This window comes from Hydrogenophaga sp. ZJX-1, from assembly GCF_048590325.1.
GTDB lineage: Bacteria > Pseudomonadota > Gammaproteobacteria > Burkholderiales > Burkholderiaceae_C > Hydrogenophaga.
The window spans coordinates 280,698-294,929 of record NZ_JBMBRA010000006.1; the positions used below are offsets into that span (position 1 = coordinate 280,698).

The 14,232-nt window shown below is 71.4% G+C and carries 9 protein-coding genes; 8 read left to right on the forward strand and 1 reads right to left on the reverse strand.

The genetic code is table 11. The annotated features are described in order from the left end of the window. Positions 1-2: 2 nt before the first annotated feature. The 8 genes from ACN5W5_RS18275 (at position 3) to nth (ending at position 12,952) form a co-directional block, all read left to right on the forward strand. Positions 3-371 (forward strand): GPW/gp25 family protein, encoded by a 369-nt coding sequence (locus ACN5W5_RS18275; protein ID WP_068166235.1) that lies wholly within the window; start codon positions 3-5, stop codon positions 369-371. Further along, a complete protein-coding gene (locus ACN5W5_RS18280; RefSeq protein WP_420049894.1) occupies positions 368-2,965 on the forward strand; it encodes a putative baseplate assembly protein in 2,598 nt (865 codons plus the stop codon). The genes ACN5W5_RS18275 and ACN5W5_RS18280 overlap by 4 nt, the downstream gene beginning before the upstream one ends. Further along, positions 2,965-5,775, forward strand: a complete 2,811-nt coding sequence (locus ACN5W5_RS18285) for a putative baseplate assembly protein (RefSeq protein WP_420049895.1) — start codon at positions 2,965-2,967, stop codon at positions 5,773-5,775. The genes ACN5W5_RS18280 and ACN5W5_RS18285 overlap by 1 nt, the downstream gene beginning before the upstream one ends. An 88-nt stretch (positions 5,776-5,863) precedes the next feature. After that, positions 5,864-7,939, forward strand: coding sequence for a hypothetical protein (locus ACN5W5_RS18290; protein WP_420049896.1), 2,076 nt, complete (start codon positions 5,864-5,866; stop codon positions 7,937-7,939). Between the two features lie 13 nt (positions 7,940-7,952). Continuing rightward, positions 7,953-11,129, forward strand: coding sequence for a DUF6519 domain-containing protein (locus ACN5W5_RS18295; protein ID WP_420049897.1), 3,177 nt, complete (start codon positions 7,953-7,955; stop codon positions 11,127-11,129). 12 nt (positions 11,130-11,141) lie between these two features. Continuing rightward, positions 11,142-11,642 (forward strand): hypothetical protein, encoded by a 501-nt coding sequence (locus ACN5W5_RS18300; protein ID WP_420049898.1) that lies wholly within the window; start codon positions 11,142-11,144, stop codon positions 11,640-11,642. Between the two features lie 158 nt (positions 11,643-11,800). Continuing rightward, positions 11,801-12,298, forward strand: coding sequence for a DUF2059 domain-containing protein (locus tag ACN5W5_RS18305; protein ID WP_420049899.1), 498 nt, complete (start codon positions 11,801-11,803; stop codon positions 12,296-12,298). Positions 12,299-12,316: 18 nt separating this feature from the next. After that, positions 12,317-12,952 (forward strand): endonuclease III, encoded by a 636-nt coding sequence (gene nth / locus ACN5W5_RS18310; RefSeq protein WP_420049900.1) that lies wholly within the window; start codon positions 12,317-12,319, stop codon positions 12,950-12,952. Here the strand turns inward: nth and ACN5W5_RS18315 are convergent. Next, positions 12,949-14,229: a DUF445 domain-containing protein gene (locus ACN5W5_RS18315; RefSeq protein WP_420049901.1), complete on the reverse strand. Its 1,281-nt coding sequence runs from the start codon at positions 14,227-14,229 to the stop codon at positions 12,949-12,951. The genes nth and ACN5W5_RS18315 overlap by 4 nt on opposite strands. Positions 14,230-14,232: the final 3 nt, after the last annotated feature.

The window sequence follows — 14,232 nt, forward strand, 5'->3', positions numbered from 1 at the left end:
ACATGACCCAACGCCTGTTTTTCCCCTACCAGTTCGATGGCCGCGGCCTCACCCGCGAGGCCGACGAGGCGGACTGGATCCGTGGCCTGGTCGAGCAGGTGCTGTTCACCGCGCCGGGCGAGCGCGTGATGCGCCCGGACTTCGGCAGCGGCCTGCGCGAGCTGGTGTTCGCCCCCAACAGCCCCGAGCTCGCGGCCACCACCCAGTTCCTGGTGCAGGGTGCGCTGCAGCGCTGGCTCTCGGGCCTGATCACGGTCGAGGCGGTCGAAGTGCGGGCGGTGGACGCCGCGCTCAGCGTCACCGTGCAGTACCTGATACGGCGCAACGCCTCGCGCCAGCGCGAGACCTTCACCCAGGGAGGCCAGCCATGATCTTCCATTGCTGCGACCAGAACCGGCGCGCGGCGGTGGACGCCCACGCCACGCTCAACGGCATCGACTGGCTGGAGGTGCTGGACCTCGACGCCCCCCTGGGCAGCCCGCGCCAGCGCACCCTGCTCGTGCGCCTGCTCAAGCCGGTGCCGGCCGGGCTCACGCGCGAGCAGGTCGTGATCGAAGGCGGCGAGCGCATCCGCCGCATCCAGGTCGATTGGGTTGGCGTGGCCAGCGCGCCCCCGGCCCAGGCGAACGCGGCCGAGCAGGCCCTGTTCAGCGCGCTGCCCGAGGCTGACCACGTGTTGCTGGTGCGCACCGACAGCGCGGGCGACTTCTCGCGCTACACCCTGCGGCTCACGCAGGACCCGGCCACGCCCACGCCGCTGCCCGACTTCGACCCCCGGCTCTCCGAGATCGAATTCCGCTTCAAGGTCGAGTGCCCGAGCGACTTCGACTGCCGCACACCCCCGGGCTGCACCGAGCCGCCGAAGCCAGCCCCCGACATCAACTACCTCGCCCGCGACTACGAGAGCCTGCGCCGGCTGGTGATCGACCGCCTGGCGCGCAACATGCCGGGCTGGCGCGACCGCAGCCCGGCCGACCTGGCCACCACACTGGCCGAGCTGATCGCCTACGTCGGTGATCTGCAGCACTACCAGCTCGACGCCGTCGCCACCGAGGCCTACCTGCACACCGCCCGGCGGCGCAGCAGCCTGCGCCGCCACGCCCTGCTGGTGGATTACGCGGTGCACGAGGGCTGCAACGCCCGCGCCTGGCTGCACTTCGACGTGAGCGGTGGCCCCTTCCCCCTGCCCGACGACCTGCGCTGCTACACCCGGGTGGCGGGCGTGCCCCCGCGCATCGTTCCCGACTCGCCCGCCGAGCGCGCCGCGCTGCAGGCCCGGCCCCTGGTGTTCGAGCCGCTGCACGGCGCGACCCTGCGCGAGGCCCACAACAGCTTTGAGTTCCACACCTGGGGCGATGCCCGCTGCTGCCTGCCCCGCGGCGCCACCCGCGCCACGCTGCTGGGCCACTGGCCCGAGCTGCAGGCCGGCGACGTGCTGATCTTCCAGGAGCAGCTCGGCCCGCTCAGCGGCGAGCCCGAAGACGCCGACCCCGCCCACCGCCACGCGGTGCGCCTGAGCGCCGTGCGCGCCTTCGACGGCGCCGACCCGCTGACCGACCCGCTGCCGCCCGACCCGGCCGACCCCAGCACCCTGACCGAGATCACCGAGATCGCCTGGCACCCGGCCGATGCCCTGCCCTTCGCGCTGTGCATCTCCAGCGAGACCGACGAGGCGCACGGCAGCGTGCTGATCCACGGCGTGAGCCTCGCGCTGGGCAACAACGTGCTGGTCGATCACGGCCAGCGCATCGAAGACGAGCCGCTGGGCAGCGTGCCGCAACCCCGGTTGCACCACCCGGCCGTGCTGGGCGATGCCTGCCAGCGCGAGGCGCCGCAACCCCTGCCCCCGCGCTACCGGCCGCGGCTGGCCAGCACGCCGCTCACCCACCAGGGCACGGTGCTCGTGACGCGGGTCGAGAACGGCGTGCGCACCAGTGAACGCCTGCTGTTCGACCCGCAGGACTCGGCCAGCGCCGCCATGCGCTGGCGCACCGCCGACGCGCTGCCCAGGATCGGCCTCACCGCCACGCAAGGCAGTGGCAGCGAGCCCTGGAGCCCGCGGCGCGACCTGCTCTCCAGCCGGGCCAGCGACACCCACTTCGTGATCGAAGCCGAAGACGACGGCAGCGCGCGCCTGCGCTTCGGTGACGACGTGCACGGCCGCCGCCCCGACAGCGGCACCGCCTTCAGCGCGCACTACCGCGTGGGCAACGGGCCGCAAGGCAACGTGGGCGCGCAGGCCATCGCCCACGTGGTGACCACCCAGGGCGGCATCAACGCGGTGGTCAACCCCATGCCCGCGCGCGGCGGCGTGGCGCCCGAGACCACCGCCGAGGTGCGCCGGCGCGCGCCGCAGGCCTTTCGCACCCAGGAGCGCGCCGTGACCACGGCCGACTACGCCGCCGTCACCGAGCGCCTGCCCGAGGTGCAGCGCGCCGCCGCCAGCCTGCGCTGGACCGGCAGCTGGCACACCGTGTTCGTCACCGTTGACCGGCAAGACGGTGAGGCCATCGACCCCGCCTTCGCCACCCAGGTCGGCACCCACCTGGACCGCTACCGCATGGCCGGCCACGACCTGCGCATCCACGACCCGATCGCGGTGTCGCTGGAGATCGACCTGCTGGTCTGCGTCCACAAGGACCACTTCCGCAGCGACGTCAGCCGCGGCCTGCTCGACGTGCTGAGCAGCCGCACCCGCGCCGACGGCACGCGTGGCCTGTTCCACCCAGACCACTTCAGCTTCGGCCAGACCGTGTTCCTGAGCCCGCTGTACGCGGCCGCACGCACCGTTGCCGGCGTGAGTTCGGTCCAGGTCACGCGCTTCCAGCGCCAGGGCCAGCCCGACCCCAAACCCCTGGCCGACGGCTTCATGACGCTGGGCCGGCTGGAGATCGCGCGGCTGGACAACGACCCCAACTTCCCCGAGCACGGTGTGCTGCGGCTTGAACTGCACGGAGGCAAGTGATGAGTGGCCATGACACCCCCGCCGGCAACGGCGACTGCGGCTGCTGCGCCGGCGTGGACGCCGACACGCCGGCCCGCGTGCACAACCCGCCCGGTCTGCCGGCCATTGCCTACCGGGTGGGCCGCCACGGCGACTTCCTGGCCTCGATGCAGGCCCGGCTGTCGAGCACCGACACGCCGGCGCTGGCCGCCCTGGGCACGCGCGAGATGAGCGACTTCAGCCTGGCGCTGGCCGACGCCATGGCCACCTCGCTCGACGTGCTGAGCTTCTACACCGAACGCTACGCGCAGGAACACTACCTGCGCACCGCCACCGAACGCCTCTCGGTGCGCGAGATGGCGCGCCTGATCGGCTACCGGCTCGCACCCGGCGTGGCCGCCAGCACCCACCTGGCGTTCAAGCTGCTGGAGGCGCCGGGCGCCGCGCCGCCCGAGCCGATCCAGATCCCGGTGGGCACCCGGGTGCAGAGCGTGCCCGGCCAGGACGAGACGGCGCAGAGTTTCGAGACCGTGGCCGAGATCCCCGCGCGGGTGCAGTGGAACGCCATGCCGGTGCAGACCCGGGTGCCCTGGCGGCCCCAGTCGGGCGACACCGAGCTGTGGCTCGACGGCCTGGCCACGCAGCTGCAGCCGGGCGATGCGATCCTCATCGTGGGCAGCGACCGCATCAACGACCCCGGCGGCGAACACTGGGACGTGCGCGTGCTCAGCGCGGTGCTGCCCGACAACGCCAACGCCCGCACCCGCGTGGTGTGGAAGCATCCCCTGGGCAGTGCGTTCCCGACCATGAGCCCGGCCGGCGTGGGCGTGGAGGTGCACGCGTTTCGCCAGCGCACGGCGCTGTTCGGCCACAACGCGCCCGACCCCAACCTGCTCAGCGGCCGCGGCTCCAACCTGGCGCAGAAGATCGACAAAAGCACGCCGTCGAACTGGATCTGGAAGCAGTTCCACATCAACGGTACCACAGTGGACCTGGAAAGCGCCAACCCCAAGATCACCGCCGGCACCTGGTTCGCACTGGTGTCCAACGAGGCCGGCCTGGGCAGCGCCGACCTGCCGGGCTACACCGAGCTCTACCGCGCCCAGCGCGTGAGCCAGCTCAGCCGCAACGACTTCGGCATCTCGGGCAAGACCACCCGCATCACGCCCGACACCACCGAAAACCTGAGCGCGGCCCGCTTCGGCCTGCGCAACACCCTGGTGCTTGCGCAGAGCGAGCGCCTGGCCACGGTGGACACGCCGCTGTTCCACCCGGTGCACGGCGACGCCCTCACCCTGGGCCAGCGCGTGGACGGCCTGCTGCCTGGCCAGGCGCTGGCGGTTTCGGGCACGCGCCAGCGCATCGCCATCGCCTCGGGGGCCACGGGCCTGTCGCTGCAGCTCGCGCAGGGCGGCAGCGTGGCGCTGACCGAGGGCGACGAACTCTTCATGACCGCGCCGGCCAGCCGCCTGGTGGGCCTCACGGCCATCACGCTCGGCGCCGAGGCCTTCACCGCGCTGCTCGGCCAGCCGTCGGCCCGGCTGCGCCTCGCCCTGATGGACCGCGACGGCCGCAGCGGCACGCTGGTGGCCAAGGGCCACGAGCTGCGGCTGGCGCCGGCGCGCAAGGACGACCCGCTGGTGCGTGAGATCGCCCACATCGCCGCCACCGGGCAGGCCGTGCTGCAGGCGCGCGACCACACGCAGCTGAAACTCGACGCCGCGCTGCGCCACGTCTACGAGCGCGCCAGCGTCCGGGTCAACGGCAACGTGGCGCCCGCCACGCACGGCGAGACGGTCGAGGCGCTGCTGGGCAACGGCGACGCGGGCAGCGCGGGCCAGCGCTTCGTGCTGAACCAGGCGCCGCTGACCTACGTGAGCGCCCCCACGCCCAGCGGCGGCGCGTCCACCCTGGAGCTGCGCGTGGCGGACGTGTTGTGGACCGAGGCGCCCACGCTCTACCAGGCCAGCCCGGCCGCCCGCGTCTACCAGACCCGTCAGGACGATGACGGCTTGACCACGGTGGAGTTTGGCGACGGCGTGGAAGGCGCGCGCCTGCCCAGCGGGCAGAGCAACGTGCGCGCGCGCTACCGCAAGGGCCTGGGCGTGGCCGGCAACGTGGCCGCGGGCCAGCTCACCACGCTGCTGTCGCGCCCACTCGGTGTCAGCGAGGTGGTGAACCCCGAGCCCGCCACCGGCGGCGAAGACGGCGAGCTGCTGGAGCGCGCGCGCGAAAACGCCCCGCTGACCGTGCTGACGCTGGACCGCGCGGTTTCGATCACCGACTACGCCAGCTTCGCGCGCGCCTTCGCCGGCATCGACAAGGCCCACGCGTTGTGGATTCCCGCCGGCCCCGCGCGCGGCGTGTTCCTCACCATCGCCGGGGTGGACGGCGCCGTGGTGCCGCCGTCGGGCGCCACCTTCGCCAGCCTGGGCGCGGCGCTGCGCAACCACGGCGACGCGCTGGTGCCACTGCACCTGCGCAACCACCTTGGCGTGCGGTTTCGCGCCCGGCTCTCGGTGAAGGTGCTGGCCAGCCACGAGACCGACCCGGTGCTCCAGGCCCTGGAGGCCGCGCTGCGCGCGCACTTCAGCTTCGCGCGCCGCCAGTTCGGGCAGACCGTGTCGGTGGACGAGGTGGCGGCCGTGGCCCAGGCGGTGGCGGGCGTGCAGGCGGTGCACGTCACCCGCCTGCACCGCGTGGGCCAGGCCCCGGGGCTGGTGCCGCGCCTGTTCGCGGCCCTGCCCGTGGCCACGCTCACCGGCCAGCCGCTGCCGGCCGAACTGCTCACCCTGGCCGACGAGCCGGTGGAACTGGAGGTGATGCCATGAGCACCGCGCCGGGCCGCTCCCAAGCAAGCTCGCACCGCAGCCCGCAGGGCGAAGGTACTCCCGTGAGCGCAGCACGGAGGGAATTCCAATGACCACAGACACCCAGTCGCTGTTTGAACTGCTGCCGGCCATCCACCGCATCCGCGACGCCGAGCTCGCGCAGACCCTGGGCCTGGAGCGCGGGCCGCTCGAAGAGCTGATCAGCGTACTGGCCGAGCAGATCGCGGTGGCCGGGGAAAGCCTGGAGCAGCTCCACGACGACCTGTTCATCGAGACCTGCGCCGACTGGGCCGTGCCCTACATCGGCGACCTCATCGGCTACCAGAGCCTGCACGGCGTCACGCCCAAGGTGGCCAGCGCGCGCGCCGAGGTGGCGCACACCATCGCCCTGCGCCGGCGCAAGGGCACGGCGCTGGTGCTGGAGCAGCTCGCGCGCGACGTGACCGGCTGGGACGCGCGCGCCGTGGAGTATTTCCAGCGCATCGTGACCACGCAATACATGAACCACACCCGTCCGCACAACCTGCAGTCGCCCGACCTGCGGCGGGGGGCGGCGCTGGAGTTCGTGGGTACCGCGTTCGAGAGCGCCAACCGCACGGTGGACGTGCGGCGCATCGAGTCGGGCCGGGGGCGCCACAACATCCCCAACGTGGGCCTGCACCTGTGGCGCATCCAGGCCTACCGGCACCGCGACACACCGGCGCTGCGGGTGGGGCCGCGCCGCTACCGCGTGAGCCCGCTCAACCACGACCTGCCGCTGTTCAACCGCCCGCGCGCCGAGGACGACATCACCCACCTCGCCGAGCCGGCCCATGTGCCGGGCCCGCTCTCGCGCCGGCGCCTGGCCACCGAGCTGGCGCAGCACTACGGCACGCGGGCCCACGCGGCGGCACCCGCGGACAACGCCGAACCCGCGCTGCTGCTCAGCGTGGACGGCACGCCCATCGAGCGCGACCAGATCGTGGTCTGCAACCTGGGCGACGACGGCGCGGGCTGGGCCCACACGCCGCCCCCGGCGGGCGTCTACGCCATCGACCCGGTGCTCGGGCGCATCGCGCTGCCGCCCGAGGCCGACGACCCTGCCGAGCTGAGCCTGACCTGGCACGAGGGCTTCAGCGCCGACCTGGGCGGCGGCGAGTACGAACGCGGCGAGAGCCTGCCCGCCCCGGCCGCGAGCACGCTGGTCGTGCGCGTGCCCGACGACCAGCCCAGCATCGGCGCGGCGCTGACCCAGATCGCGGGCAACGGCGTGGTGGAAATCCGCGACAGCCGCCGCTACACGGAAACGCTGACCCTGGCCGTGGTGGCCGACGGGCAGATCGAGATCCGGGCCGAGAACGGCCGCCGCCCGGTGCTCGACCTCGGCGGCTGCACCGTCACCGGCGGGGCCAACGCCGCCTGCACGCTCAACGGCCTGCTGATCACCGGCGCGCCGCTGCTGGTGCCCGACGACGGCACGAACGCCCTGAAGCAGCTGAACCTGCTGCACTGCACCCTGGTGCCGGGGATCGCCCTGAACCCGGACGCCAGCCCCGCGCAGCCCACCAGCCCCAGCCTGCTGCTGGAGCTCGCCGGCCTGCAGACGCACATCGAGCGCTGCATCGTGGGCTGCGTGCGCTGCCACGAACGCGCCAGCCTGAGCGCGGACGACAGCCTGATCGACGCCACCGCGCGCAGCGGCGTGGCGCTGGCCGCGCTCGATGGCAGCGGCCCCGGCGCGGCGCTCACGCTGGAGGCCTGCACCGTGGTGGGCAAGCTGCACGCGGCGCAGATGAGCGTGTCCAATAGCATCCTGCTCGCGGCCCTGGCCGAGGGCGACAGCTGGTCCGTGCCGGTGCGCGCGGCGCGCAAGCAGCTGGGCTGCGTGCGCTTTTCCTGGCTGCCGCTGGGCGCCATCGTGCCCACGCGGTTCCGCTGCCAGCCCGGCTCGGCCAGCGATGCACAGCACATCGCGCCGCGCTTCACCTCGCTGGTCTACGGCACACCGGCCTACGCCCAGCTCGCCCGCTCGACACCGCCCGAGGTGCTGCGTGGTGCCGACGACGAAAGCGAAATGGGCGTGTTTCACCACCTGCACGGCGCGCAGCGCGAAGCCAACCTGCGCATCCGCCTCGACGAGTACCTGCGGGTCGGGTTGCGGGCCGGCATTTTCTACGAATCCTGAAGGAGGGAGCACCATGAGTTTCGATCTGAGCCGCGTGCGCTTTGATGCCCGCCAGGACTTCCTGGGCGTGGTCATGCAACAGGGCCGCGTCCAGCTGGACGCGGACTGGAACGAGTGGGTGGCCCAGCTCGGCCGGCGCCTGCAGGCCGGCAGCTGGGACACCTTCAACGGCAGCGTGGTGCCGCGCACCACGCCCGACGGCTTCCGCATCGAGGCGGCCGCGGGCGCCCTGAGCATCGGCCCGGGGCGCATGTACGTCGATGGCCTGCTGGCCGAAAACCACGGCGGCACGCCCGACGCCTGGGACCCGCACCTGGCCGAACTGGCCGGCACCACCGCGCTGGACTACCTGGACCAGCCCTACTATCCCGACCCGCCTGAACTGCCCGGCTCGGGGCCGCACCTGGTGTACCTGGACGTGTGGCAACGCGACGTGACCGCACTGCAGGCGCCCGGGCTCGTGGAGCCGGCCATCGGGGTGGACACCACCGGCCGGCGCCAGACGGTGTGGCAGGTGAAGGTGTTGCCCAACGTCGGCGCGATCAGCTGCGCCACGCCCGACGAAGACGTCCCAGGCTGGGCGGCCGCCACCGCGCCCTCGGCCGCGCGCCTGTCCACCGCCACCGGCGACCCCGGTTTCGAGCCCAACCCCTGCAGCGTGCCGCCGGCCGCGGGCTACCGCGGGCTGGAAAACCAGCTCTACCGGGTGGAGGTGCACCAGGGCGGCGCGCTCGGCACGGCCACCTTCAAGTGGTCGCGCGACAACGCCAGCGTGGCCTCGCGCGCGACCCACATCAACCCGGCGCGCGACCGCGTCACGGTGGAGAGCATCGGACGCGACGACGTGCTGCGCTTCAACGACGGCGACTGGGTCGAGGTCACCGACGACCACCGCGAACTGCACGGCCTGCCCGGCGAGCTGCGCCGCATCCGCGCGGCCAGCGGGGTGGACGTGACCGCGCGCACCCTGACTTTTGACCAGCCGCTGAGCGCCGGCCTGTTCCCCACCGATCCACAGCAGGCCACCGACCCCTTGCGCAACACCCGGGTGCGGCGCTGGGACCAGTCGGGCCAGGTGCGCCGCGAAGACGGCAGCGCGGTGGCCGGCCAGGACCTGGACGCGCCCGCGAGCACCGGCGCGATCCTGATCCCGCCGCTGGGCACGCGCCTGTTCCTGGAACACGGTGTCCTGGTCGAATTCAGCCTCGACCCGGCCGGTGGCCAGTTCCACAGCGGCGACCACTGGGTGTTCGCAGCGCGCAGCACCAACGCCAGGATCGAAGAGCTGGACCGCGCCCCGCCGCTGGGCATCCACCACCACCACACCCGGCTCGCCGTGGTCAACTTCCCGGACGCCGAGACCGACTGCCGCACGCTGTGGCCCCCCATGCCCGAGGGCCACGGCTGCGACTGCTCGGTCTGCGTCAGCGCGGAAAACCACAACAACGGCAGCGCCACCCTGCAACAGGCGGTGGACAGCCTGCAGGCCACCGGAGGCACGGTCTGCCTGGGCATCGGCACCTACGTGCTTTCAGCGCCGCTGAACATCGAGGGCGCACGCTCGCTGCGCATCCGCGGCCAGGGCTGGGCCACCGTGCTGCAGGGCAGCGAACCCGGCACCGTGGTGAACATCCACGACAGCAACGGCGTGGCGCTGGAAAACCTCAGCCTGCTCGGCTCGGCGCGCACCTCGGGCACCACCGCCATGCTGCTGGCCACCCAGGTGATCGACCTGCTCGCACAGCACATCAACGTGCTCGGCCTGTCGGTGGGCAACGGCACCAGCGTGGCCATCGGACTGGCCGGCAACGTGCTCGGCGCGAAGATCGAGCAGTGCGCGCTGGTGGCCGAACGCGGCATCGCGGCGGTGACCGAACGCGAGCGCAAGCACCTGCTCACCGCCGAACTGCGGATCGCGCGCAACCTGATGTTCTGCAGCCAGCGCGCGGTCAACCTCGACGGTGTCAGCCTGCACTTCGGCAACACACGCATCGTGGACAACCTGATGCTGGTGGGCAACCAGGCCGCCGTGGTCGCCACCGGCGCCACCCTGCCCGGCTCGCCCATGGACATCGCCAGCAACGTCATTTACACCGCGGGCGACGGCATCCGGGCCGGGGTCGATGGCCTGTGCATCGAGGGCAACGAGATCTCCGGCGCCACCGAACGCAGCGGCGACGGCATCGTGCTCGAAGAGGGCCTGGACCCGGTGGCGCTGGACCGCGCACGCATCAGCGGCAACCGCCTGCGCACGCTGCGGGGCAACGGTGTGCTGATCAACCACCGCGTGGAACACGCGGTGATCTGCGACAACCACTTCGAGCAACTGGGGCTCGGCGCGCTGGTGATGGCGCGCAGTGGCTCGGCGGGCGTGCTGCGCTTTTCGGGCAACCAGTGCCACGACGTCGGCCAGGCCGCGAACGTGGAGAACACCGCCTTCGCCGCGATCCAGCTGGTCCGCGTGGAGCGCGCCGACCTGCTCGACAACAGCCTGGGCCTGGTCGCGCGCACGGCCACCGGGTCGCCCGCAGTCGATGCGGTGCGCGCGCTGGCGATGGGGCAGTTGCGCATCGCGGGCAACCGCTGCTTCGGCATTGGCCCGGACCGCGGCAGTGGTCAGATCAGCGGCCTGCATGTGCTGCCGCCGTTCGAGCACTGCGGGATCGACGACAACCAGGTGGACCGCATCGGCGGCAACGACCAGAAGCCGGAGCCGCTGGCCTGGCGCGCGATCAACATCGCGCCCGGCAGCAGCGTGCGCTTCACCCACTTCGCCATGGCCAGCCATGTCGCGGCGGGCGAAACGGGTTTCCTGCTGACCGAAAGCCTGGCGGCGGCCGTGCCCGCGCGCACGGGCATCCTGTCCATCCGCGGCAACCGGCTGCGCGGCCACCTGTCCTCGGTGCCGCTGAACCGCTGCGGCGGCGTCGCCGACTGCCTGTTCAACACCAACCACTGCGAAGCGGTCGGTGAAAGCAGCCCGCAGCCGGTGATCGGCCAGCTCGCGGCGCGCACGCTCAACGCCAGCAACAACCGGCTGATCGGCCTGGGAGACCTGCAGACCCTCTTCCTGTTCCCCGAGTTGAAGCGCGCCATCGTGATGGGCAACACCAGCACCGGTCCGATCGTGGTGCAAGGCGGCACGCCCACCCCCGCCGACATCAACCTCACCAACGTCATTGGCCTCTGAAGGAGACTTGCCATGCCGATCACCAGCTTCCGCGGCGAAAAGTCCGTGGCCGAGATCGCCGACGTCATGTTCGAGCGCCTGACCCCCAAGCAGCGCGAAAAAGCCGAGGCCGCCATCCTGAAAGCCAACCCGCGGCTGAACGACCTGAGCACCCTGCCCAAGGGCGCCGTGCTCAAGGTGCCCGACCTGCCGGAACTGCGGGCCAAGGCCCGCCGGGCGGCGGACGATCCACCCGCCCAGATCACCAGCGAGATCGGCGAGGCGCTCTCCAGCTACGGCAAACAGCTGGCCCAACGCACCCAGCAGGGCCTGGCCGACAACAAGGAACACTTCGCCCTGATCCGCAGCGACGCTTTCAAACGTGCCCTGGAAAAATCGCCCGAACTGAAAGAACAGGCCGCACTGACCACCAAGACCCTGGAACTGCGAGGCAAGGAGCTCGCGGAACGCGCCAAGACCATGGAGGCGGCGATCCAGGGCATGCTGAAAGACCTGAAAGCCGCGAGCGCCTGAAGCCTGGCACGGGGCGGCACGGGGGTCTTGCCGGGCCGCTTGAAGCGTTCAAGCTTGTGAAGGGGGTCGGCGAATGGCCGAGGGGTGGCTGTGTCTCGGCATCTGGCACGGGAAGCACATAAGATGGCAGGCGCCCCGCCACTTCTCCCGTTCTGACCATGCCCTTCATACGCCCTCTGCTCGCGGCCCTCGCGCTGTGCCTGACGCTCGGCCACAGCGCCTGGGCGCAGGAACTGGACGACGCCAAGCGCGCCGACATCGAGCAGCTGCTCGAACTCACCCAGACCATGAGCAACGCGCGCGCCAACATGAACACCGTGTTGCAGCAACTGGTGCTGCAGCTGCGCCAGAAGCAGCCCAAACTGACCGAAGAACATCTGCGCATCGTTGCCGAAGCCCACGAAGCGGTGTTTGATGAAAACATCGGCGTGTTCAAGGCCCTGATGGTGCACCTGTACCACAAGCACTTCAGCGCCGACGACATCCGGCAACTGCTGGTGTTCTACGCCTCGGACACCGGCCGCAAGCTCACCCAGGTCACGCCCGCGCTCAACCGGGAATCGTTCGAGATCGGCGTGCAGTTCGGCCGCCTGCTCGGGCCCAAGGTGGAGCAGCGGGTGAGGGAACGCCTCGCGTCCAAGGGCGTTACCCTGTAAACCCGCACCACCGCCGCCATGAAACCCGCCGCCATCGAAGCCTTTTTTTCAACCCTCCAGGCCGCCAACCCGCACCCGGTCACCGAGCTGGAATACACCAGCGTGTTCGAGCTGCTGGCCGCCGTGCTGCTCTCGGCCCAGGCCACGGACGTGGGCGTGAACAAGGCGACGCGCAAGCTGTTCCCGGTGGCCAACACGCCACAGAAGATCCTGGCGCTCGGGCAGGAAGGGCTGGAGAGCTACATCAAGACCATCGGCCTCTACCGCAGCAAGGCCAAGCACCTGATGGAAACCTGCCGCATCCTGGTGGAGCGCCACGGCGGCGAGGTGCCGCGCACGCGCGAGGCCCTGGAAGCCCTGCCCGGCGTGGGCCGCAAGACGGCCAACGTGGTGCTCAACGTGGCCTTCGGCCAGCCCACGATGGCGGTGGACACCCACATCTTCCGCGTCAGCAACCGCACCGGTCTGGCCCCGGGCAAGACGCCTCTGGCGGTCGAGCAGCTGCTGATGAAACGTGTGCCACCCGCCTACGCGGTGGACGCGCACCACTGGCTGATCCTGCTGGGCCGCTACGTGTGCCAGGCGCGCAAACCGCTGTGCCACAAGTGTGCGGTGTCGGCGTACTGCGATTTCAAGCCAAAGACGACCGGTTAAGGCGACATCCAGCCCTGAACCACGGGCATCTGCATGACCATCACCGTGGCGGCGTGCAGCAGCAGCCCCACCAGCGCCCCCACCAGCGTGCCGTTGATGCGGATGAACTGCAGGTCGCGGCCGATGTGGTCTTCCAGCACGCGGCTCATGTCGTGTGCGTCCCAGGCCTCCACCCGCTGCGCCACGAAGCCGACGATGTTGTCGCGGCTGCCTTCCAGCGCGCGCAGCAGCACCTGCTGGGCCTGGGTGTTGAGCCACTCCCGCAGCGTGGCATCGGCCAGCAGCTGGCGGCCAGCGGCCTGCACCACGCTGGCGTAGCGCCCGGCGAGCGCGTTGTCGGGTTGTTGCGCCTCGTTGGCCAGGCGCTGCATCACCTCGTGCCACCAGGCTTCGATGGGTTCATTCCATTGCGGCTGGTCCAGCCAGGCGTCGCGCCAGGTGGCCACGCGGGCCTGCCAGTCGGCGTCGGTCTGCAGGCGCTGGATGGACTGCGCCATCCAGTCGTCGAAGCGGTGGCGCAGCTCGTGTTGCGGGTCGGCCGCCACGTCGGCCAGGGTGTGGGTGAGCGCGGCCACCAGCTTGCGCGTGGCCAGGCGCGCGGCCATCTGGTCGAGGCCCACGTATTTGAGTTGTTTGAGTTCACCCGCGATGCGCTCGGTCAGTTGCTCTTGCACCGTGTCCTGTTCGGCCCAGTGCGCCATCTGCTGCAACAGGCCGTTGAGCCATTGCTGGTGGTGGCCATGTTGCGTGAGCGCGGCGAGCGCCTGCCCGCCGAGCGTGGCCACGTCCACCTGGCGCAGCAGGCGCTGCGCGAGTTGTGCCACCCACTGGCGCACGAGGGTCTGGTCGAGCGCGTTCAGCAAGGCCGGCGTGGCCTGCTGCAACCACCGGCCCACGCGGGCGGCCGACTCCGGCTGCGCCAGCCAACGGCCCAGTTCCTGGCCCACGTCCCAGCGCGCCAGCATGGGGCGCACGTGTTCGGCGGTGAGGAAGTGCGTGCCCAGGAAGCGCGCGAGCTGCGCTCCCAGCCGGTCCTTGTTGGCCACGATGATGGCGGTGTGCGGAATCGGCAGGCCCAGCGGGTGGCGGAACAGCGCGACCACGGCAAACCAGTCGGCCAGCGCGCCGACCACGGCCGCACCCGCCGCAGCGGCCACATAGGCCCAGACGGGGTGGTGCGGGGCGAGCAAGGTGGCCACGACATAGATCACCACGGCCAGCAGCAGCAAGCCAAGCGCCAGCGCCTTCATGCGGGCCAGGCTGGCGGATGGTTTCATCGG